At 43.5% G+C, this 23,397-nt stretch carries 18 protein-coding genes; 5 read left to right on the top strand and 13 right to left on the bottom strand.

The genetic code is table 11. The features are described 5' to 3' along the window. The 5 genes from H524_RS17075 to H524_RS0109170 all read right to left on the bottom strand — a co-directional run. On the bottom strand, positions 1-229 hold a 229-nt coding region (locus H524_RS17075), incomplete at its 3' end, for a helix-turn-helix domain-containing protein (RefSeq protein WP_044121903.1). Between the two features lie 385 nt (positions 230-614). Beyond that, positions 615-1,016 (bottom strand): hypothetical protein, encoded by a 402-nt coding sequence (locus H524_RS0109185; RefSeq protein WP_027940011.1) that lies wholly within the window; start codon positions 1,014-1,016, stop codon positions 615-617. Between the two features lie 293 nt (positions 1,017-1,309). Next, positions 1,310-1,882, bottom strand: coding sequence for a hypothetical protein (locus H524_RS0109180; RefSeq protein WP_027940010.1), 573 nt, complete (start codon positions 1,880-1,882; stop codon positions 1,310-1,312). Between the two features lie 148 nt (positions 1,883-2,030). Next, positions 2,031-2,687 carry an IS3 family transposase gene (locus H524_RS0109175; protein ID WP_027940009.1) on the bottom strand — a complete coding sequence of 219 codons (657 nt, stop codon included), beginning with the start codon at positions 2,685-2,687 and terminating at the stop codon, positions 2,031-2,033. 421 nt (positions 2,688-3,108) lie between these two features. Continuing rightward, on the bottom strand, positions 3,109-3,552 hold the full coding sequence (locus H524_RS0109170) for a hypothetical protein (protein WP_156907594.1): 444 nt from the start codon (positions 3,550-3,552) through the stop codon (positions 3,109-3,111). A 736-nt stretch (positions 3,553-4,288) separates the two neighbouring features. On the opposite strand from H524_RS0109170, the gene H524_RS0109165 reads away from it, so the two are divergent. Beyond that, positions 4,289-6,196, top strand: a complete 1,908-nt coding sequence (locus H524_RS0109165; RefSeq protein ID WP_027940007.1) for an AAA family ATPase — start codon at positions 4,289-4,291, stop codon at positions 6,194-6,196. Between the two features lie 163 nt (positions 6,197-6,359). On the opposite strand, the gene H524_RS17330 is transcribed toward H524_RS0109165, so the two are convergent. The 5 genes from H524_RS17330 to H524_RS0109140 form a co-directional block, all read right to left on the bottom strand. Continuing rightward, positions 6,360-6,500 carry a hypothetical protein gene (locus tag H524_RS17330; RefSeq protein ID WP_156907593.1) on the bottom strand — a complete coding sequence of 47 codons (141 nt, stop codon included), beginning with the start codon at positions 6,498-6,500 and terminating at the stop codon, positions 6,360-6,362. 426 nt (positions 6,501-6,926) lie between these two features. After that, entirely contained in the window at positions 6,927-7,529 is a 603-nt protein-coding gene (locus H524_RS0109155; protein WP_027940006.1) for an IS3 family transposase, read from the bottom strand. Between the two features lie 306 nt (positions 7,530-7,835). Further along, entirely contained in the window at positions 7,836-8,393 is a 558-nt protein-coding gene (locus H524_RS0109150) for a hypothetical protein (RefSeq protein WP_027940005.1), read from the bottom strand. Positions 8,394-8,714: 321 nt separating this feature from the next. Next, a complete protein-coding gene (locus H524_RS0109145) occupies positions 8,715-9,356 on the bottom strand; it encodes an integrase core domain-containing protein (RefSeq protein WP_027940004.1) in 642 nt (213 codons plus the stop codon). Positions 9,357-9,733: 377 nt separating this feature from the next. Beyond that, positions 9,734-10,375: a hypothetical protein gene (locus H524_RS0109140; protein WP_027940003.1), complete on the bottom strand. Its 642-nt coding sequence runs from the start codon at positions 10,373-10,375 to the stop codon at positions 9,734-9,736. Positions 10,376-12,083: 1,708 nt separating this feature from the next. Between H524_RS0109140 and H524_RS0109135 the strand changes: the two genes are divergently transcribed. Both H524_RS0109135 and H524_RS0109130 read left to right on the top strand, forming a co-directional pair. Beyond that, positions 12,084-12,779 carry a hypothetical protein gene (locus H524_RS0109135; protein ID WP_156907592.1) on the top strand — a complete coding sequence of 232 codons (696 nt, stop codon included), beginning with the start codon at positions 12,084-12,086 and terminating at the stop codon, positions 12,777-12,779. Between the two features lie 190 nt (positions 12,780-12,969). Beyond that, positions 12,970-13,422 carry a hypothetical protein gene (locus H524_RS0109130; RefSeq protein ID WP_027940001.1) on the top strand — a complete coding sequence of 151 codons (453 nt, stop codon included), beginning with the start codon at positions 12,970-12,972 and terminating at the stop codon, positions 13,420-13,422. A gap of 469 nt (positions 13,423-13,891) precedes the next feature. Here H524_RS0109130 and H524_RS0109115 read toward each other — a convergent pair whose 3' ends face one another. Beyond that, complete coding sequence (locus H524_RS0109115; protein WP_027939999.1) at positions 13,892-14,356, bottom strand: helix-turn-helix domain-containing protein; 465 nt, start codon at positions 14,354-14,356, stop codon at positions 13,892-13,894. A gap of 1,754 nt (positions 14,357-16,110) precedes the next feature. On the opposite strand from H524_RS0109115, the gene H524_RS0109110 reads away from it, so the two are divergent. Continuing rightward, complete coding sequence (locus H524_RS0109110; RefSeq protein ID WP_027939998.1) at positions 16,111-16,635, top strand: hypothetical protein; 525 nt, start codon at positions 16,111-16,113, stop codon at positions 16,633-16,635. 74 nt (positions 16,636-16,709) lie between these two features. After that, positions 16,710-17,813, top strand: coding sequence for a DNA cytosine methyltransferase (locus tag H524_RS0109105; RefSeq protein WP_027939997.1), 1,104 nt, complete (start codon positions 16,710-16,712; stop codon positions 17,811-17,813). 143 nt (positions 17,814-17,956) lie between these two features. Here the strand turns inward: H524_RS0109105 and H524_RS0109100 are convergent, their stop codons facing one another. Both H524_RS0109100 and H524_RS17605 read right to left on the bottom strand, forming a co-directional pair. Further along, positions 17,957-22,579, bottom strand: coding sequence for an autotransporter outer membrane beta-barrel domain-containing protein (locus tag H524_RS0109100; RefSeq protein ID WP_027939996.1), 4,623 nt, complete (start codon positions 22,577-22,579; stop codon positions 17,957-17,959). 638 nt (positions 22,580-23,217) lie between these two features. Further along, on the bottom strand, positions 23,218-23,397 hold a 180-nt coding region (locus H524_RS17605), incomplete at its 5' end, for a hypothetical protein (RefSeq protein WP_044121916.1).

The raw sequence follows: 23,397 nt of genomic DNA, 5'->3' as shown, positions 1-23,397 counted from the left end.
ATGATGAAAGCCCGTACTTTAAGTACTTGTTTATGACAGTATGCACAGTTTTACGAGTTACATGTACCTCATTGGCTATGTCTTTTGGAGATTTGCCAGAATTCGCTAATGAGAGAATTGTGGCATTCCTAAAGGCTGTGTGTGTCTGGTTTCTTTCTCTCAGAACTTTAGCAACATCAGCTGCTTCATCGTTACTGAGACGAACAATTTTGGTTACTGGGCGTGACATAAAAAGGAACTCCTGCCAGGATGTTCCTCTAATATATCACTTATACAGTGTTTAATGCTAAATTAGTGTATATACTTATGGAACGCTATACTAGTCTAAGAGAATAGTCTATAAAAGCCATTAGCTAGCACATTTGACTAGATTATGGCACTAAATAGCTTTTGAAGAGCATGATTGCCTGCTCAAATGTCTGAGCATCCATGACTGAGCATCTAATAGAGCTCAACGTGCTAGCCTTAAGTGGTGGTAGAGAAAATTCTTGAGCATAAGGTAGCGTGCGTATTAGCAGATGCGAGGGTACGTTCACTCATGAGCTCGTTAGCTCAGTTTGCACTTACTCTTTTAGTTAGCAAGAGAGTGCTTGCTTATTGGATATGGCTGTCGCTTACTTAGATGACTGGTCATCTGAGCCAAAGTGCTCGTTTCGTAACGACTGAAACCTTTCATAGACATCCTTGCCATAATCTAGCGCATCCATGACATCAACATCAGCCTCTTGGCAGGCTAAGATGATGAAGTAACTAGCCTTAAGGCCCTCCTCTTGATCTAACACATACATGTTCATGGCCTCAGTTTCGGTAAGCTTCAAACTAATTCTAATCATGTCATCCATTTGTGAAGGGGAGCCATACATACTCTCCCTGGCTGCATTAGAGATAAGCGCATCATTAGACAATTTTGTTACTGTCTCCACCTCCACATTATGCTTCTTAGCCACTTCTCTCTCATCCATTCCATAGAGCCAATCCATTACGATCTCAATAGCTTGTTTTAAGGATAAATCCATAAAAAGTCTCCTAAATACGTCATTAAGTAACTCAAGAGTTGGTCTCACACTAGCATAGCAAGGTGAACATAGGCTAAGTATAGTGAAGCCTTATAGATGCCTAGCACTTATATCTCGGATCCTTGCTAGCGTGTGCTTAAGCCTGGTTTGAGAGTGTAACTGTATCTTAGATATCGATCCTTTAGCTATATTGGCTTTCGTAGTATGTAGCAAGTGGTGATGAATAAGTGCTCCTAAAGAGATGCAGCGCGGCAGGGACTCTATATGCAAAAGAGTAGGCGATTAAGCGAGTGTCACTGATGGTCAAGGCGCGTTAGAAAGTGTGCTAGCTCCTTATTGCTAATGCGCTTGCCTGCCATAGCCTCTTGCAAGATTTCAACGGGAGTACGCCCCTCGCACCTTGTTTGTCCGCGAATGTAATTGTAGTGGAAATAGTAATAATCAACACTGTCCTTGAGCACTTCATAAGAGTAGAGCTTATCGTAAAAGAAGATATAGCCTTCATCTTTGTACCTGCAAAAGAACGAGGTCATGATAGTGACGGGCTTAAAGCCGTGTTTGGGCATAACAAAGCGCGGGTGGTTGGCAACAAACTGTAGATACTTGTCGTTAGTGGCCGCGCCTTTTTGCGTGATGTGCAAGGTAGCTTTCTTCCACAGAAATCTCTCAGCCATGGCAATGGTAGCTATCACTACATCCTCAGATAATGTCTCAACTAGCGAGTGCGACAAAATAGCTCGGCTATAGGCCTCCATGACCACAGTGTAGTAGAACTTCTCACCTGTGCGGGTCTTAAGTTCACAAGTGCCAGTGATTAAGTGCTCAAAGGGCCGCTTAATGACTAAAGCATTACTAATTGGTCTCATGGCGTTTCCTTTTAAGCTATATTGGCATGCTCAGCTAGCGTATTAAGAGTAGTGCTAGCTTACAAACAGCTAAGCTTTTACTTAGCACCTCACATCATAAACCCAAGTAGGTCGCATCATACATAACAAAAGTAAGCTGCAGGTGCGATTAAGTTTGGACGGAGGATTGAGTCTTGTCTTGATCCTTGCCTTGAGCCTTTTGTTGATCCTCGTCTTGAGCCTGAGTTTTGGCTTTAGCCTGAGCTTTTGCATACTCCCATGCAAGCTGAGTAAAGGCCTTGTGCAGGATTTTCTTTGGTGTTTGATAGTCAAGCGCTTCGTGAATGCGGGAGTCGTTGTAGTATTTACAAAAGTCCATAATCACCTCATTGAGCATCTTATACGAGGTGAGCAGATGGTAACTTGGATCAAAACACTCGACAGTAAATCTGCCAAAAAACGCTGTCATGATATAGCTGCGTTTGAAGCCTCCCTCAGGCATCAAAAAGCGTGGATGGTTGTTCACAAAGTCGATGTAGGCTTGATTTTTACTTCCACCTCGCTGCGACAGATGCACAGTAGCAGGCACAGTTAGATGGGCTACAGATGGGTCATTTAAAGACTGTTCGGCAAGTTTTAGTACATCAATCACCACGCTGTCATTTTGATACGGCGGTAAGGCATAACACAGAATGTATCTGCTATAAGCATCCATTACTGGGGTGAAGTAGTAGGTCTTACGATTTTTAATCCTAAGCTCCATAGTGCCGCACAGTAAGTGCTCATATGGGCGGTTAAAGACTAAGGGTTTACTTGAACTGGTCATGAACACTCCTGCTCATAGTATTGCTCTTAAGGGCTGATGTTTTTAGCAAAAGAGCATCTTATCAAGCCTCTTGTATATGCTAATTCCGATGCTCATACAGATATCACCTTTGTAGCCTCAAAGTCAGATGGGCTCGTAGCTTGTGATGGGGCACTGATAAGGATAGGGCCATAATCCTATCGAATACCATTCTGGCACGAACTGTTTCTGCCATTACCCCTTATGTCCTTAGGCTCATATGTCCATGTACGTTATCTACATTGCAAAAGCATATGGGCAAAACCACTGACCACCACACAAAGTAGGCACAGCATTGCTGTGGTTGCCAAGCAAAGCTTGGCTTCTCTTGGCTTAGTTATGCGCAGCTAGGAACTTAATGAAAGCATGAAAATGGGAACGCACAGGTGCATAAATGACCACTTTAAGCTTTAGCTTGCGACTGCGCATACTCTTCATTGAGCTTGTTGATGGCTATTTGCAAGAACTCCTTGGGTGTATGGAATGCAAGTCCTTCCTGACCACGATCATCGCTGTAGTATCTACAATACTCCATAGTAACCTCATTTAGCGCTTTGAACGAGGTGAGATCGGAATAATAGTGGTTAAAGCACTCGCTTGTGTACCAGCTAAAAAATGCAGTCATGATGTTGTTGCGCTTAAAGCCTTCCTCAGGCATCAAAAAGATTGGGCTCTTCTCAACATAGTCTATGAATGCTTGATTTTTAGCTGCGCCACGCTGAGTAAGATGCAAGTATGCCTTATCTGTTACTTCAAAGAACTTAGGATGGACTAAATCATTTTCGATAGGCCTGAGCGCACCGAACACCGCATCATCATTTAACTCTTTGACGAGTGATAAGCACATAATAAATCTACTATATGCCTCCATCACTGGGGTAAACTAGTAGGTCTTGCGATTTTCAGCCTCAGTTCCATAGTGCCGCACAGCAAATGCTCAAATGGGCGGGTAATGACTAAGGATTTGCTTGAAGTGGCCATGGGATTTCCTGTTCATAGTATTGGGATTGGGCTTAAAGGCTGATGTTTTTAGCAAAAGTGCATCTTACCAAGCCTCTAAGATTATGAGGGTGTCAAAGCAGATACTGCTATAGCCTCTATAGCCTCAAGGTCTGATGGGTACGTAGCTGCTGATGGGAAATAATAAGGATAGGGACATTGGTCTTTATGTACTTAGACACTTATGTCCTAAGGCCCATATGCTCATTCACATAGCAAAAGCATATAAGTAAAGTCACTAACCATCATGCAGTGTAAGTATAGCTTAGCCAAGTGTTGCCTAACAAAGCCAATCTTCGTTTAGTTAGGCGCAGCTAGAGACTTTAATATGGCGATTTCGTATCATGATCACTATCACATACAAGCGTTAGCCGCAATATGTGCATGGGCAAGTGGTGTGTTTATTGTATGTGATGCCCGGTCATATCGTAGGTTCGCCATATATCATTTCGCAGGAGTTAGATATTCCTTGAATGAAAGGTGTATGATTAGACTAATAGAAAATAGATAAGCTCATGGATTTCTGTGCTCCTATCGTCGTCTAGGTAAAGTCTTTTTCTTTGATCAGTATCGAGGTGGATTCTATGACAATGCGTATTATAACCACAGGCGAAAGCTTGTCTTTTGATCAACTGATTAATAAGACCACGGTCTATGTTGATAAAACAAGACCTGTATGCGAGATGGCCTCTACATACGCACAATATCTGCTCACTAGACCACGTCGTATGGGCAAAAGCACGTTAGTAGATACACTTGAGTATCTGTTTTCTAAAGGCACAGTAGGCACAGAAGGTCTCTACTGCCACGAGCATTGGCCAGATCCTAATCGCTATTTCGTCTTTCACTTTGACTGGAGCAATATATACTGCGAATCTGCCGAAGAATTTGAGGTTGCTTTCCGCTCAAGTCTTAATATTTTTTCAAAATACTTTGGCATTACATTAGATACAAATTTAATCATAAGCGACTGCTTTAAATCTTTTTTATACGACTGTTTAGCAAAGCTTAAAGACGAAGAGTTTTTAGCAGCTCATCCTGAGTTAAAGGAAGGAGATCGCCCATTTTGTAGTGATAGAGTTGTGTTACTTATTGATGAGTATGACGCACCTCTATCAAAAAATTTAGATAATCCAGAGCTCTTTGAACAGCTACTGCCAATCTACACATCATTCTTCTCTACTATCAAAAGTCTACGTTGCTTTCGTTTGGTCTTTATTACTGGTGTAAGTTCGTACTCTCAAACATCAATCTTCTCTGGTGCAAATCAGTTCAGAAATATCAGTCTTGATAGTAAATATGCAACCTGCTGTGGCTATACACGTGAAGAAATTGAGCACTACTTTGCACCTGAGCTAAAGAGAGCTCAAGAAGTCACAAACCTAAGCCACGATGAGCTTCTAAAGGCTATGAGCTATTTTTACGATGGTTATAGCTTTTCAAAAAAGCCATCTGAACAGGAGCGCGTATTTAGCCCTGTCAGTGTCTCTTTATTCCTTAGCGAACCTGAAGAGGGGTTTAACAACTACTGGACGAACACAGGAGCTCGATCATCATTTATACTCAAACTGTTACAGCAATGTAATCATGCCATTGTTAACCAGCTTCTTAACAGCATCTATCAAAACCCAATAGATAAAAAGACAGCGGTTGATGCATCAATGGCCGATGTAATCGAGGGCCTTTTCCCAGTATTTAGCTTGGCAATAGATAATTCGGCAACAAATCAAGCTAACAAACAACTTCTATCTATTGATGTAAACAGACTAATTGTCAAACTTAACAATATTAAGAATATCACCTTAGCTAATGCTATAGCCATTTTGTTCCAAGCTGGCTACTTAAGCATTAAGGAGGTTATAGATAACGTTGCATACTTGGGTTTAGCCAATCATGAGGTAGCTAACTCTTTAGCAACTCTTTTAATTGACGAACTCCAAGATCACCCAGAAGGAATGCCTGGTGTAAACCATAAGCTCTTTAGCTTGCTTAGTAATAAGAAAGAAGTATTTGAACGCCTGCATCAAGGCGCTAAGGGTATTGCTGATCTATTTAGCAACATCTTCAATTGTTTTGATCAAAAGATCTTCAAAGAACCTAATTACGAGGAAGTTCTTTCCTCGATCATAGGCTTTTCAATGATGTGCTCAGGATTTTATGCACAGCGTGAAGCCGCATCCCTATTTGGCTATGCAGATTTTGTGATTTATAAGCAAGGAAATGGTTTAAAGGTACCTGACGTGGTAATTGAGTTTAAGCTAGCACGCTGTCGCGATAATATCATCAAGAAGCTTAATGAAGGCTCTAAGCAAATGGTCGATCGTAAGTATGGCTTTAGTTTGCTTAACTCCGATCCGCACCGCTATTGCATTGTCATTAGCAATGCTCTTAAGCAAGTTGCTGCTGTCTCTAGGATTAACCGTGACGGCACTTATGCTATTGAGTATCAACACCCTGACATCAATGCTAGGGGCATTGCTAAACCAAAATAATATTAAGTGGCCGTTGCTATTCAATGGCTATTTTTGGTGAATGGAAACAAAAATGCCGCAGCATGACGAAATTTTGGTGTCATGCTGCGGCATTTTCATTATGGCCACAAGGATAAATAAAGTTCATCCTTGAGGTGCAAGATTATTTTGAGATGAGGATTAATTACATCTCAAGATCATCAGAACCTGAGGTACCTAAGTCGCAACCAACACCGTAACCCTCGTAAGTGATGGACTCGAGATCTAAGCCTTCACCTCCGCCTAAACGAGCTGCAGATGTGATTTCACGGATTAATTTATGCACCCTAGTCTAAAGGCCAATAATACGTAAACTGCCTTATCATTTCTATGGCGATCTCGTAAGATGTTCATTATCACATACAAGCGTTAGCCGCAAAGTGCTCTTTAAAAATTAGTTTGTCATAGACAATTAGAGTATCTAAGGATCACTTTGAAAGATACCTTTGACGTTCAAGGAATCCCTTGAGTATACGCGTAATCTGACATTAACATCTTTGTGGGGGGCAACTAGCAGCAATGATCCGAGCGCTAGAGTGATAAACTAATTTTTAAAGAGCACTATGCGCATAGGCAAGTGGTGAGTTTATAGTATGTTATCCCGGTCGTATCGTAGGATCGCCATAAGACTTTAATTAAGTCATGATAATGAGCACGTACAGGTGCATAAACTACCACTGTACGCTTTTGCTTGAGTTTGCACTTGCGCATATTAAGCTTGAGCTTTGGCTTGGGTTTGAGCTTTAACTTGCGACTGCGCATATTCCTCATTGAGCTTTTTGACGGCAATGTGTAGGTATTCCTTGGGTGTGTGCCACTCAAGACCTGCTTGAATACGTTCTTCGTTGTAGTATTTACAAAAATCCATAGTAAATGCACCAAGCGCCTTAAACGAGGTGAGCTCGGAGTAATAGTAGTTAAAGCACTCGCCTGTGTACCTGCTAAAAAATGAAGTCATTCTATTGTTGCGCTTGAAGCCTTCTTCTGGCATCAATAATCGCTGACTATTCTTTACAAAGTCGATGTACGCTTGATTTTTACTAGCGCCACGCTGCGTGAGATGTATGGTTGCTTTAAGATTTAGGTGAGCGTGAGCAGGAGCGCCTAAATACTTCTCGGCATATCTTAGTGACTCGAGCACAGGCTTTTCACTAGGATCTTTATCTAGCGTGTAGCTCACAATGAGCCTACTATAGGCCTCCATCACTGGGGTGAAGTAGTAGGTCTTGCGATTGCGAATCCTCAGCTCCATAGAGCCGCATAGCAAATGCTCATATGGTCCGGTGATGACTAAAGGTTTACTTGAACTGGCCATGAACTCTCCTGCTCATAGTATGGTGCTAACAGGCTGATGTATTTATCAAAAGTGTATCAGATGTAGCCTCTAATCAAATGAAGCCTCAAAGATATATTGAGACGCTGATGTGGGGCAGTAAACGTATAGCACTTATGGACTTGTATCTGAGGCACGTACTGCTTTTACCTTAAAGAACTGCCTTAAGTAAGCTAAGCTGAGTATAGCTAAAGCTTGGCAGTGTTGATGCCAAGTCATACGCAGCTTAGTGGGTGATGAGCACATTGCAAGCTACATAAAAGCAGCTTTGGCTTAAGTTTTAGATTGTTAACGACTATCAGCGTAGCGCATCAACGCGCCTTCCAAGAATTGCCTTGGCGTAAGACCAAATAGAGGTTCGTGAGGACGCTCATCGTTATTGTATTGACAATACGTATAAATATAATCATCTAAGACCTTATACGAGGTCAAGTGCCTATAGAAGCGTTCAACAAAATCTTCTGTGAACCTGCGCCAAAACGCAGCCATAACATTTTTGTTCTTGAATGCCTCCACAGGCATCACAAATCGCGTGCTCCTTTCAACGTAGTCTATGTATGCTCGATTTTTAGCGGCACCACGCTGAGTAAAATGCACAAAAGATTTATCTGTCACGTGTGGTATTGCCCGATTGACTATACATTCTTCAGCGATTTTGAGTGCTTTAATCACTGAGGCATCACTTTGCGTTTTGCTTAGATCATAGCTCACAATGAATCTACTATAGACTTCCATCACTACGGTCAAGTAATAGGTCTTGCCTTTTGGAGTCGTCAGCTCCTTAGTGCCGCACAGCAAATGCTCATACGGCTTAAATTGGAATGTTTTTGAAAATGATAAGGCCATAATAAGTCCTTTTCATAATGTTATTTAGGTAAAAGCGGTACTCACAGCAATATTGAGTTCACAAAAACTAGGCCCACCCCAACCTCTTAGGCGCAAGCTAATTAAATAATTGTCTCAACTAAGCTAAGCTAAGCTTTACTGAGTATGAGCTTAGCAGGGCAGGGCAGGGGCGCTGTATAAGCAATTAAGTTTGCTAGGCTTATGGCATGGACAAATAGCTTACAGCTTAAATGCTTATGAGCCCCTTGTTTAAGTTGTACAACATGAAAGGCGCATGTGACTAAGCAGTCTTTGAGGATAGTTGTTTGATCTAAGGTGTAGTTATCTAAGTGGCTCGGCAATTAGCTCTTCAGGAACACCATCCGCTCTTAAGCGCTGAGCCTTCGCTCTAATCTCTTCCATCTGTTCTAGTGAATAGTACGCACGGCCAGCACGGGGACTTGGGCCTTGAGGAAAGCCAAAGTTAAAAATGGTCATTGGAGGTCTACCGCCAAGTGAAGAGTGTGGCATCTGACAATTGTAGTCGTCCATATTCGCTAGCAAGACATCAGTTAACCTACTTAAGGAGCCAGTCTGTAGAGCTACAAAAGCATATGGTGTTTCCATAAAACGGTTAAAAAATGAGTTCATGTAATTGCTAATATATGAGCTTGATTCAGGAGCCTTGAGCATAGGGTGAGACTCAATGTACTCCTTGTAGATCTTATTATTTGAGCCACCACGCTGACAAAAATAGATAGTGGCAGGTTTTTCAAGCATTCCTGCTATCTTATCTGCCAACCTGATAACCTCGCGTTCGCTATTGTCAAAAGTTGTGTGCAATTGCAACATGGCACGGCTATAAGCATCAAGCACCACCATTAGGTAAACCCAACGTCCCTCGATTTTAACCTTCAGGTCATATGTTCCAACTAATAAGTGCTTTAGCGGCCCTTCAAAATCTCTTTTAACTTTGCTTGCCATCAATAACTCCTTGTATTTATGCTAAAAACTGCGCACGCAATCAACTCATGGCCTCATAACTTGACGTATACGCAAGCCATAATTTGCCCAAAACTTATGCTCATCCTTTAGAGGATCAGCGCATGGCCTATGTATCAAAGCGCCATGCACTGATCTTATCCACTAACGACTTAGCCACCCAGTGCAAATGATTAGGGCGGTAACTTACAGCGTGCCTCTATTGTAACTTCAAGACTATGCAGTTGTTTAAAACATGCCTGCTGGCTTCTAGCATCTTGCTTTAGCTTAAATGCCTAAGTGGCCTTTGTTTATGTGCTTAAACATGAGCGGTGCATTAGCTTAGCAATGTTTTAGGCTGCTGTGTATGCTAAGCTTGCTTAGTTGCGTGGCTCGGCGATACTTCTTTCTGGAACACCTTGCTCTCTTAAGCGCTGCGCTTTGGCTCTAATCTCTATCATCTGTTCCTCTGTATAGGCCACTACACCACTAGAGCGTCTTTTGCCTTTAGGCAAGCCATAGTTGAACACGCACATAGCAAATCTTCGTCCTATTGAAGCGTGTGGAAAATCGTAATTGTAGAGGTCCACATAAGATTTTACTGTCTCAAAGAAGTCATCAAAAGTAGGTGCCTCAAAACCACCCCTTGCAAAGCTAAACTCCAAATAGCGGGCAAAGAATGAGTTGACGTAATTGCTAATATATGAGGTAGATGTAGGAGCCTTGAGCATAGGCTGGGACTCAATATACTCTTGGTAGATCTTGTTTTTGTAGCCACCGCGCTGACAAAAGTAGATAGTGGCAGGTCGTTGGAGGTTTTCAACTACCTTATCGACCATATTGAGAACTACGCTTTCATTGTTCTCAAGTGAAGCTATGAACTGCAAAATAACACGGCTATAGGCATCGAGCACCACTGATAGGTAAACTTTATGCCCTGAGTAAACTTGCAGGTCACAAGTACCAACTAATAAATTCGCCAGTGGCGCTTCAAAATCTCTTGTGGTTCCAGCTCTGCCCATCAAATACTCCTCTAATCTTGTCGCTAAATCGCTCTAAGCTATGTTCTCATAGCCTAGCGTACATAAAGCCTTGCCTTTAAAAGCTAAGCTCTAGTGCTTAAAGGACTCAGCACTCAGCGCTGCAACTAAGGCCATAATGCTCATGGCACTTAAGCTACATTCTGCAGCTATTGTAAGCTCAAGCTAAGAGTAGTGTTTAAAATGCATTAAGGCCTCAGCACTCAGCGCTGCAACTAAGGCCATAATGCTCATGGCACTTAAGCTACAGTCTGCAGCTATTGTAACCTCAAGCTAAGTGACTGTTTAAAATGGCGCTTGTTTGCGTGGCATTGCTTTGTAAGGGGGTGCCCGCCATGTTGTGAGCATTTTTGAGCGGGCGCTTGTATCCGCACAGCTAATAGCACTAGGCAAGCTCAGCCAGCTTATGCAGGGCATAGCTGCAAGTGCAGGTATCACTGGCATCACATGCATCACAAGCAACTAGATCACAAAGCTATGTAACGCTGACTTTGCTACGACAAGTGAGTCTTGATTCACACGTGCTTAAGCGTAAGCCTACAGTGCATCCCCATATAGCGTTAAAGACAGGGCGCAGGTAGTAAAGCTTTGCGCTTACACTGCGGCAATAAAAAGCTTGTACTGCTAAAGGATTCGTGCTTCATAGAGAACTATGTCGCTATGTATAAGTAGACAAGGATAGGCTAGGCTCGATAAAGCAGCAAGTGCATGGCGATCTGTGATCTCTTTATGGACAGATATCAAGATCGTAATCATATTGCTGGTAGTGGGAGCTTGTCACGGCACGCTTTAATAGCACAGCTGCAGGTAAGACGTGCTTGCGCAAGGCTCAGTCATTACTGGTCAGTTTATAAGATGGTGAGCGGCGATCCTTCGTACTTCTATACTTGAACCTGGTGTTGTATGGTTGGCATGGGGATAAGTGATAAAAGCACCAAATATTAGAGGCACTCACCATTACAACAACTCTTGTCGATCTTTTCATGATAGTGGCAGGACGATTGAGGTGATCTTAAAGGTGGCAAAGAGGCGGGATTGGATCAAAGTAATATCTATAGTTCATGGGTGTGAGCAGTATCTTGTCTCACGATTTAATCGTGAGATCGTATGGCAACTTGATAGCAAAGCTGATAGTATTGCGGCCACTTTGTTAAGTTTATGTAGCTAGCCATGCCTCTAGATCATTAAAGGGCCTATAGCATTATGCTTATCCAAGATCTCACGTTAGGCTCACATGTGATGAGTAATGGTGTGTCATGGAGCTATGGTGACGCGGTGATCTCATGGCCACTTGCTGTGATCTAAGCGCGGCTTGGTGACTTTCTTGAGCTTAGGCATGCGCTTGTGTTGGGGCTCGATGATGGGCTATCACTTTGCTTAAGGCTCGCTCTGTGCTTGTTGCGCAATTAGCCGCCTTGATATGCTGCGATCTTATTGATAGCAGAGCTTAGTGACAGGATTGATCGTAGCGATTTGTTTCACAAAGAGTTTCTTAAGGTGCCTAGATACGTCACTTTGTTATGAGATCGCGCAGCAAACTAAGGATTAACTCACACTTAGAATATGTAGGCGCTAACGATCTTTGCACTTAGACTTACAATGATTTATTGCTTTTGGAGTTTCTGTTTGATAGCGAGCCAACAAACAGGAACTTAGTGGTTGATTTTGACAAATGTTTGGGGACTAACCTATGTCTGTCATTTTTAAGGTGACCGGGCTTGTCGGTTTACTGTTAATTACTTTTGCGGCACTTAGGTTGACCCTTGGTAGCACGGCCAATTTCATCTTTATCTTTGTGCTTCTCGGAGCATTGGTCATCATTTTACTCGTGGTATTTTTCAAGGGTAAGAAGTATCAGGCAAACTTTGGTATACCAATGCCTGCACAACTTGCTGCTTACCGTAAGGCTTATAACAATTACGACTTTTTTGGCGGCGATTTGAGCTTTACCGAGAACTTTAACTCGCAAGCCTATGTTCATCCAGCTCAGATCATGGATCGCATTGCAGCTTTATTGATGTTTACCAATCGCGCCGCTAAGTTTAACGAAAAGCAAATCTGCATTATCTCCGCTAGCTGGGCTCAGCTCATGTTAGGACTGTGCAAAGAAGGTCACTATCCAGGCTATGGTGAGCGCTATAAAGAAAAGAATCTGCCACCACAGTTATTAACTGGTGCTGTTTATAATGGCGTGTATCGTGCGCTACAGGCAGACTATTCACCAAATTACGATGTGGACTGTTTACTTGCTGAGGGTAGTATCAACCGCTATATCTTGCTTATCTTTGATACCTTCCTTGAGGACTCAGATAACTTTGGCCGTGTAGGCGATAACTGCTTAGAGACACTCCAAAAGCTTAGAAAGTTCTTCAAAACTCGCGGTTAACCAAACTCACCACTTACAAGATGCCTGCTAATGCAGGCATTTTTGTATACACTGCTACCTAAGGTAGCACAGCTAGCAGCGACGCTTAAGCGCCATAAAGACCACAAAGGCCCATAAAGATCGTAAAGCTCAATCAAGCTTAGTGAGGCCCAGGCCCCCATCGACCATAGTTTACGTAGGAAAAGAAAAAATGAACATTGTTGAAATACAAACAATCAAATTGTTATTTGCCTCAGGGCAGTATCTTAAGCTCTATGAGAGCCAAGCGCATATCATCAACGAGATCTTATCTATTAAGACAGAAAAGGAGTTTCAGGATTTTTTAAATGACGAAGGTTGGTTCGATGAGGGGGTATTTTGGCTACACTATGGATCTTGGCACGGAAAAAGCCTCTTTGTTGGCGCTTATGATGAAGATATTGCTGATAAGGTTAGGAGCTATCTAGAGTCTAAACTTCCAGAAAATCTCTTTGAGATGTTAGAAGAGTCCTTAGACCAGATCTATGTAGACGATGAGGATAACCTCATGTACATAATAGATCATTGCAATGAATACTTAGAAGGAACAGGTTACTCCCTTAACCTTGTCTTTGATGATACCTACTATGATGGGGCTTACTTCTTATCGGTTATAGAGCCATAACAACGTCAACCTTGCTCAGCAAAGCAAGACAAAGCAAGCGAGCGAGTGAGTGTGTGAGTGAGCCAAGTCAGGGCAGGGCAGGCCTTGCTCACATACATAGTCAACAGCCACGTCGAGCCATGTCTTAAGCAGCTCGGAAGGCGAGTATGAGCAGCTCATGGCACGTACTGCGAGAGCAAAGGCAGTCAAGCTAAAGCAGTAAAAGCGCTCTGCTATGCTTTGCAAAAGCAACAGTCACAGCCACATTTAGCCATGCCTTAAGTAGCTCTGAGCGCGAGTATGAGCAACTAATGGTATGAGAGGAAAGGAACTCAAGCTAAATAGCTTATGTGCTTTGGTATGGTTTGCACAAACGGCTCTTGTAGCTCAGGACTTGGAGCGGGCGCTGGAAGTGGTAGGGCTATAAGATCGCAAAAGGGCGGTTAATACCGCCCCTTTCTAGAGTTGTTAATGTGGTCTTAATTAAAGACTAGGAGGCGTTTCTGTCACCTGAAAGACCGAAAGCACGCTGAATAGCTTGTACGCGGAAAGCAGGATGCATTTGACGCAGCTGCTGCTCGCGCTGCTCTTTGAGCTCAGCGTAGATTAAGGTGCCAAGACGGTCAATGGTACGACGGCATACAGGAGGGTGGCCTAAGAAGTTAAGCACCTGTAACTCCTCAAAGATCTCACGCACAGAGATCTTCTTTACAGTATTGCCGATACGCTTGCCACGGATAATACGGTCTTTAACAAACTCGTAGAAAACCATGCTCTTACCTGGGAGGACGCGATCCTTAACTGGAAGTGGCTCTGGATCACGCTCAGCACGAATGTAGGCGTAAACGGTAGGGCGTGAAATACCCATACGTCTTGCAATGGCAGAAACCTTAATGCCAGCAGCGTACAATCGTCTGATTTCTATACCTTTCTCAATGCTGATGTAATTAGGCATTGACAGAACTCCTTATGTTTCTCATATGCAGATGGCTAAGTCTATCTGCTAAGGTTATGTAGAACCCTAATAAATGAGGTCATAGTCAGAAGCATCGGATAACAATAGAAGCACTGACACATAAAGTGCCTAGTAAAATATTAGGACACGACCACTTCAAGTTCGCTTGATCAAATAGTCATAGTCCATGTACTAAAAGTCTTCTGACTGCATATGTCTTTAGAAATCTAAAGACTCTCTTTGAATGTTTGATTATGAGATTACTCTGTGTCAGCAAGCTACGTGAGCAAGACTGACTGCTAGGGTGTATAGCCACTAGCCATTGAGGGTGATACTCCAGTGTTATGACGCTCACTTCGTCTTTAAACGAGTGGCGTTCCCTCAATATCAAGAGTAATTCTCATATATTATTATATGCATTAAGACAGCACATCGACCATACTACTTTTGTAGCGAAATAACGATTTAAAAGCTATAAATATAGATAAATCATAGGATTAATAGGGGTTTACAGTAATATCTAGGCTTGATCAAATTACTACTTGTGTGACAAGTGTCCTGTTGATTTTTGAGCATTTCTACAAAATAGATTTAACAATTTTGCTGTATCAAGTATTTTTTAAGTAACGTTTCTCAGATCAAGCCTAAGCCTATGTATATCAAAGCGCGTTAAGCAACTTAATGAAAAATTTGCATCGTCAAGCTTACACAAGCACTATGCAAAGTTATCTAGGCTTAGCAAAATTTGCTCACATTTAGTCTTACATACTACCACATATAGTCTTACATAAGACCACATAAACAAGCAAGCGAGACTAGCTAGTAGCTGTGATGCAATATACATATGGTGTAAAAACGCCTCAAGTATCAACGCATCAGTAGCAGCAATAAACTTAGACTTTCTCTACACACTAATTATTACACAGCTGACACTAGATGCATAGTCATAATCTTAAGATGCACCATTTCATCACGAGTCTAAGCATTAATTAGATCTCAATATCACAGCTACCAGACTAAATCCCTCGACAAATGATCAAACATAGCCCTTAGCACAGCACGTGACAATCCTCCCCAAAAGCCACAAGACCGAGCATCTAAGACCCAGCTTATTTGCCACCCGCCCTCTTATCTACGCAAGAGGTCAGCAGTGCCGCCCCTTAGCCATAAGAGCCACCCGTTAATAACCGTCCGTTAATCCATTCATACGGCGCAGTATGTAGCACACTGGATATAGGCCATAGACCATAACTTCAATCCATAACCAGGCAATGCATGGCCACATTAAGAAACAGGGTGTATAGAGCAAGCAAAGTAGGTCGATGAATGGCAGAGCAGGGCCAGGTAGCGATTAACAAGCTTTTACAATCAACTCATCCTAGGCAGCTGTAGTTGAGAGTTGAGGATTGCTGCAGCAGACTATCTCTGCTAATTGCTCTCACTAATAGCTTAGTGTCGTTAGAGTCCAGTCAGAGCAGGGCAAAGAGGGTGTCCTTGCGAGAATGCAGTCCCAATAGCTAAGACAGCATCAGCGTGTGTAATAGGCAATGCAAGAAGGCAAGTTGACCAGAAGCCTCTGCCTGCATAGCAGGTCGAATGAGCACAGCTTGTGGGGCATGGTAAGACTTTTAGCTACGCGCTGTCATTGCAGAGAAAGTATGTAAGTCAGCAGCAAGACGTACTTAAAAGTAAATCAGCAAGCACATGCTAAGATGTACAGTTAGACTTATCAGCCCGTTTTGAGATTACTTGTTATGAAGAAATTGGATTCAGCACTTAGGACTCAGATTGAAGAGCAACTTCGCAACGGAGATACAGTTGCCTCAATCTCAAGGGCCACTGGCGTTCACATCAACACCATTTATCAGATCCGCAATATGATGTACACCAATGAGATCCCTGCAGATGCACCAATGCCACGCGGTTTGACCTCATTAAAAGAAGCGCAAAAGATTGCAACTATCTGCGAAATGCTTGGTTATGACCATCCTGATGTGCGTGAGTTATTAGCCAATAAGGCTCTTGATATTGACGAGATCAAGGCATTTCAAGAATGGGCTCAAAATAACCTTGAGCTATGCACTAAGTCTACACTGAGAGCTCGAGCCCGCGATGAGGCTAAGTTAGCTAAACAAGAACGAGCTCATCAAAAAGCCATAGAAAAGCTCAATGCTCAGCAGAAAAAATTAACCGCCAAATATGAAAAGGAGAATAGGGACTTACGCATCTCGGCAGAATTGTTAAAGAAAGCAATTGCACTCCAGAGCAATCAAGATTAACTAAAGCTACAGCATTCCTCGCTATTGTTCTTTTCGACCAATAGATAGAACTCATATAAGTCTGGAGGCAAAGTTTGCTTCAAGGTACTCACCATGGTAATCGTTTAATCGACTTGTCCTGCGCTCCATGGACAATTCATGAGTTCTTCGCCGGTAGCGGCCTGGTTGCTTACGGCCTAAAAGGTATGTTTAAACCAGTATGGGCTAATGATATTAGTAAGCACAAAGCGGCTGTATTTGAGGCTAACTTTGGTCTTAAGCATTTTAAGCTTGGGGATATCAAAGATGTGAGCGGCTCTGATTTGCCTTTTGCGCATTTATCTTGGGCAAGTTTTCCATGCCAAGATTTATCCTTAGCGGGCGCTTTAGATGGTATTCATGCCTCTAGAAGCGGTTTAGTGTGGGAATGGCTACGCGTATTAGATGAGATGCTTGAAAAGCCGCGCATATTGGTTTTAGAAAATGTAAGTGGTTTGCTTTCCTCAAATGGCGGTGCTAATTATCGCGCTCTTCATATGGCGCTTGTAGAGCGTGGCTACAACTGTGGCGCTATTGTTCTAAATGCTGCTCTATTTGTGCCTCAGTCACGACCAAGGGTATTTGTTATTGCTGTTCAACGTGATAGCAAAATCCCATCACATCTAACTAGCGACACGCCTTGTTATCTGCATAATAAAGCCGCCATCGACTTAGGTAAGTCTTTACCAGGATGGATTTGGTGGCATGCTGACAAGCCTCATAGCCGCCAGAGCACATTAGAAGATATTATCGAAGAAGAAGTTGTATTTGATAAAGATGCAATCTTAGAGCTTGTTCCTCAGCGACATTGGGTCAAGCTCAATGAACACGAAACGTTTTATGCCACAGGCTATCGCCGCACACGTCATGGAAAGCAGCAACTAGAATTGCGCTTTGATGGAATTGCGGGTTGCCTTAGAACCCCTGAAGGCGGTAGCAGCAAACAGTATTTAGTTGTGAAAAAGGCCAATGAAATTCATACTCGCCTGTTGACGGTTCGCGAGGCAGCTCGCTTGATGGGAGCTCCAGATAGTTTTGTTCTTCCAGGAAGTGCCAACGATGGCTATAAAGCGATGGGAGATGCTGTTGCAGTGCCGGTTGCTCAATTCATTGGAGAGAGGTTTTTAACCAAGCTTGCCAAGTCCGTATACACTGAGTAGACCACTAAAAAAGGCTCACTTACACTACTGACGACCTAAAGCAAAAAAGCGACCACAACTGATGCTCTATCCAATCATCAGTCATGATCGCTTTGGTAAGGCCGTTCAGAATAGCCTTATTAATTATTGTGTGGTTCGGTTAATTAGAACATGAAACGAGCATTAGCATTGATGCCTAAGCTGTCAGTGTTGGAAGAACCAGTGTAGTTGATGCTTACGGAAGTACCGAAGTTACCGTTTTGTGCACCAAGACCTAAGTTCAGACCATAAGTAACCTTATCTAATACCTCAGTATCGAGTACGGTATTAACCTTAACACCATCGAAGCGAACTGAAGAGTTAACGTCAGTGTCACCGGTGTTGAAGGTTAAGGTTAAGTCAGCATTAGGAGCTAAAGTCCAATCGCCCATGTTAAATGCCTTAGATACGCCAACACCAACTGGGATGGAGAAGACGTTCTGTACATCAAAGTCGGTCTTGCCGATGCTGCCCTTAGCAGTCTTCATCTCGTAAGACTCAGTGTCTAAACGTGTAAAGCGCATGCCAGCATGTGGGGTGATGTCAGCAAACTCGGTTGCGATGGTGTACTGACCAGTTACGCCTAAGGTTACAGCAGTGGTGTCTGCCTTAGCAGATACATCACCAAAGTCCTTAGAGCCAGAAGCACCCTTAACCTCATGAGAGATTACGTTAAAGGAAGCATCGCCAACTAAAGCTAAAGAGCCAAAGCCCATTACTGAGTAAATACCAACACCGTAGTAATCGAACTCATCCTTCAGGCCGTTACCTTGACCCTTACCGTCAGCATCACCAGAACCGATGTTGAAAGCAGCACCAAAGCGCATGTTGCCGCTTACAGTATCAGCACCAAAGGTTACGCCAGTAAGGTCAACATCAGCACCATAAGTAGCGCCCTGAGCGTCGAAGCCGTCAGCATCAACATTCTTATAAGCAGGGGTTAACCATACACCGCCGTTAGCTTGTGAGCCAGTAGCTGCAATGGTAGCAGCCTCTACACCCATAGAGCCAACACGACCACCGATAGCCTCAGCCATAGTGCCTACTGCAGCAACTGCAGCAACCTGAGCACCAGCGAAGGTAGCAGCGTGGGCTACAGCATCAATCTCAGCACCATTAACAGAGGTTGTTGCTATCTCGTGGAGGTAATCATAGCCAAGGCCAGAGGTTACGTACTTAGCAGAATCATCACCCAGGATCTTACCAACTAAGTCGCGAACTGGACCAGATGTCTTAGCCATCTGAGACTGCAGCTTTTCGTAATCAAGCTTGATCTCAGCAACATTACCATCAGTACCAACGGTGAAGTTCAGCATGCCATTAACAGACTGACCCTTAACTTCATTAGCTAAGGTACCGCCGCTAAAGAGCTTTAAGTTCGTATCAGCTGCAGTGAACTTACCAGCAAGTAATACCGGAGTACCAGCATCGATATCGATCTGCATACCGCTCTGTACAGTAATAGCAACCTTATCCTTAGCACCAGTAGTTGGGTTAGTCAGGGCTGCATCAGTAATGATTAAGCCTGCGCCCTTAGCTACGTTAACTGCTGAAGAGCCAGTATTACCATTTGGATCTACATTTGGACCTAAAGAAATGTTAGCGCCATTAGCAACAGTAATAGGCTTGTTGATTACTAAGGCATTCTTAACTCTGCTGCTTGGGTTGAAGGAGCCGTTAGCGTCGAGGTAGTCAGCAACTACAGCCATTGCAGAAGCTTCGTCAGCAAAGCCGATAGCAGTAATAGCGTTCTGACCAACTGTCAGTTTACCTTTAACCTCATTGTCAGTCAGCTTGTTGATGATCAGAGCACTTGCCTTCTTACCATATGGTGGGTCAACAAAAATGCTACCGCTCTTAGCCATATCAAGAGTATCAGCAATAACTACTGCGCCTAAGCCGTTGGTGTCGTCTGAACCAATATTCAGCTTAACACCCTGAGCAATCTTGAGCTCGCCAGAGAGCTTGAGGGTTGCACCGCCAGCTACTACGTGGGCACCACCATCATTAGCATCTGCCTTGTAAGCAAGATTCAGATTCTTAGCTGTTAAAGAACCTAAAACCTCGAACTCGGCATAGTCTTGACCAGAAACAGAGTTCTTTTTATTTAAGGTAATGGTTGCCTCTGGAGCGTTTAAGCTAGCACCCTGAGTTACATAGAGGTGACGTACATCGATGTTAGTGCCATCAACAGTGAGGCTTGAGCCTGGGGCAACCATCATGCCATCGAGAATAGCGTCGGTTTCACCGATATTACCAGTTACAGTTACGTTGGCAGAGCCATACTTATGGGCATCACCAATTAAGAGCATACCACGCTCGCGCTCAGTAGTGCTTTGGCTTGGGATTGCGGCTGCAGTGATGTTGCCAACCTTACCAGTGCCAACTAACTTAAGACCTGAGTCTTTGGTAGCTAAGTGAACGTCACCAGCCTTGTTGCCATCGCTGCTTGCAACGAAGAAGCCCTTGTCGCTTAAGCTTGCGTTGGTGAGCTTAACTACACCATGAGTAGTGTTTTCACCAATAGTCAGCTCGGCAGCGCCCTGAGCTAACTTAACAGCACCAAAAGAGTAGGTCTTCTGGATAGCTGTATCGCCAATAGTCATAACGGTGTTGCCATATACGCTATCTGGAGTACCAGCAAGGATCTTAGAAGCATCAAAAGTCATGCTGCCAGAAGCGTTAGAGCCGGTTACGTTAAAGCCAGCAAAGCTACCGCCAAACTGTGTCTGCTGGACTAAGCTCTTGTACTGCTCCATGGTCAGTGAGCCGAGACCAGTGATGTGCAGGGTTGACATTGCGTCACCGGTTACAGCATTTGCTGCAAACTTGGTTTCGTCGAACTTAACTTCGTCGCCTGGCTTGGTGATAAACTTAGAGCCATCAACATAAAGCTCAGCAACATCCTGAAGCTCAATAGTGTCAGCAGCAACCTTTAAGGCTGAGGCATTACGTAAGTCAAGAACACCGTCTTCAATAACAGCCTTGCCGTCAGTTTCGGTAGTCTCGAACAGGCCGTTAACCTTTAATGCAGATGCAGCGTTCTTTACGTAAAGAGCGACGTTATTAGCAGCGCCTGAAGTTAAGATAACATTGCCGTTAGCGGTGTATTTACCACTCTCGATAACAATCTCGCCATCATCAATATCTACGTGACCAGTGATAGAACCAGCGCCAGCATTCTCGAGGTATAAGCTGTCCTTGAAGGAAAAATCTTCACCGCCCTTGTTCTTAACAAAGGTAACGTTCTCAGCCCAGAAATTGCCAACACCGAGAGAATCGCCAGACTCTAAGTTGGTAGAACCTAAGGTTAAGTTCTTGGCAGCAACTTCAAGATTGTCAGCACCAGTTAATTTCTTTGAAACGGTGAGGTTCTGGCCTGCAAGGGTACCGCCCTCGGCAAAAATCTGACCTGCGGTTGCTGATGAGTTATTATAGGTAAACTGAGCAACATCAACGTTCGCAGAATCGGTCAGCTTAATAGTACCGCCGTTTTGGAGGTTAACCTTACCTGTAGCTGCGTTTGCTAAGTCATTGGTTGCATCAGTATCAAAGATCTTGGACTCATCCTTGTACTTAAGAGCCTCAGTGCCGACCTTGCCAGTTAAGAAAGATGCCAGCTTCTTGGAGCTGAGCTCAACTACGGCAATATCGTCATCATCATGATTCTCATCGCCGATATAGAGCATACCATCAGCATCTGATGCAGCTAAAGTTGCACCCTCGCTTACGCGCATGGTGCCAGCATACAGACCTAAAGTACCGCCAATAACAACGTGAGCACCGTCATTAACATTCACGATGCCTTCACCGCCGTCTGCAGGGTCTAAGCTACCTCTAACACCCTTGGCAACGGATAAGATACCGCCGTTGTTGATATTGATCTTGCCAACGTTTACACATGCAGAAGGCTTAACATTTTGGGTTCCAGTTGCAGTAGAGCCAAAGCTCAGGATACCGCCATTAACGTTAAGAAGCTCGCCATCTAAGTCAGTGCCATAATCTGCACCCTCTGCACCCATAAGAGCAGCTAAGGTAATCTTTCCGTCTTTGTTGATGGTGATTTCACGTGCATCAATGGTAGCATCGCCTGAACCGGTCTTATCACCTAAAGTAATAGAAGCAAGACCTTCAACCGTATCAGCAGCACCAGCAGTGAACTTGCCATCACCAACAACTACTGAGTTAGCCAGTAGCACTGCATGAGCGCTGTTGTTAGCACCGGTCTTAACAATTAAGTCAGACTGAACTTCAACCTTGTCAACCTGAACAAAAACAGAGCCAGAAGCGCCATCTAAGGTAAGACCATAGCTCTTGCCACCCTTGTTGGTGCCTGCAATCTTAAGAGTGCCTTCACCTTTAATATTAATCTTATGGGCATTGCTGTCACCAGCCTTAATAACGTTTGTTGCAGCTTTAGAATCGCCGACAACGAGCTGCTGATTTTTACCAAGCTCTAAAGAGGTACCTGAACCATTAGTGCCAGTTAATTTGATATTTTGGAACTTACCAGCTGCACCCTTATCGGCGTCCTTACCGGTAATAGTGACAGTACCCTTACCGTCCTTAAATGCCTGTGCCCACTCATCAGCGGTGAGATTGCCATCGGCAGCTGCGGCATTGGCTGCGCCAGCGGATAAAGCGCCTGCAGCAGCGGCTGCGGCGAGAATCATTTTGAGATTAGCGTTCTTGAAGATTGCGCGATACTGAGCCATCAGGAACTTGATGGCATTATTGGTTTGCTTCATAACTTCAGCTTAAAACCTTATGTTGAAAGAAAATTTAGCTCTGCACTGCATAGTGTTAGGACTAACATCGCTTACGTGTCTTATCTACGAAAACTAAGGCAGGCTTGTGAGCAAGGAATTGTTCTCTAAGTCTTTAAGGCTTGGTTCAAGACTTTTAAACACCAAGCCATTTCTCAGTATAAGAATGCTTTAACTAAACATCTCAGCATTGACTCTGTGCCCATACATTGGGCTGACTAAATAGAGAGCCATCCTGACATGCTAGTCACAAGCATTTTTGAGTCGTGCAACTCTGTTAAAGGCGGGAAACAAGTCTTTTGTTGCTTAACGTAAAAATACACGTTGTAAGCTAGATACAGAGAATTGTGAGACCTAGTCGACATAAATTATCATCAGTAAATTTCGATTTTTACGCCCCCCCCCCAAGCATAGTTATTATACATACCACTTAACATCAAGATATATAAGCGAGTCTTACCTGAATTTTTCTAAATTTCGTACAAAGACATCAAAGATATTACCTAAAATATTCTTTCGTGCCAGAAGAGATTCATTCGATTCAACCTCTAAAACGGATAGACATCTTTCCATTGCTACATTACAGTTAATGATGCCGTGTGCATCTGCTATAACACCAGTTACTGGATATCAGTTTGCGCTAGTATAGCTGCCTCTCTTTCAAGAGTTTTGTTGTTCTTTCTGCCTTTAGGACGCCCACGGCCACGCTTTACTGCTACAAGCCCAATGGATTGTTTGAAGGCCTCTCTTTCAAGAGTCTTGTTGTTTTTCCTACCTTTAGGACGACCTGGACCATGCTT

It is taken from the genome of Anaerobiospirillum succiniciproducens DSM 6400, from assembly GCF_000482845.1.
GTDB lineage: Bacteria > Pseudomonadota > Gammaproteobacteria > Enterobacterales > Succinivibrionaceae > Anaerobiospirillum > Anaerobiospirillum succiniciproducens.
Note: the sequence above shows the minus strand (reverse complement) of the source record. Positions and strands in the feature narration are given on the sequence as shown.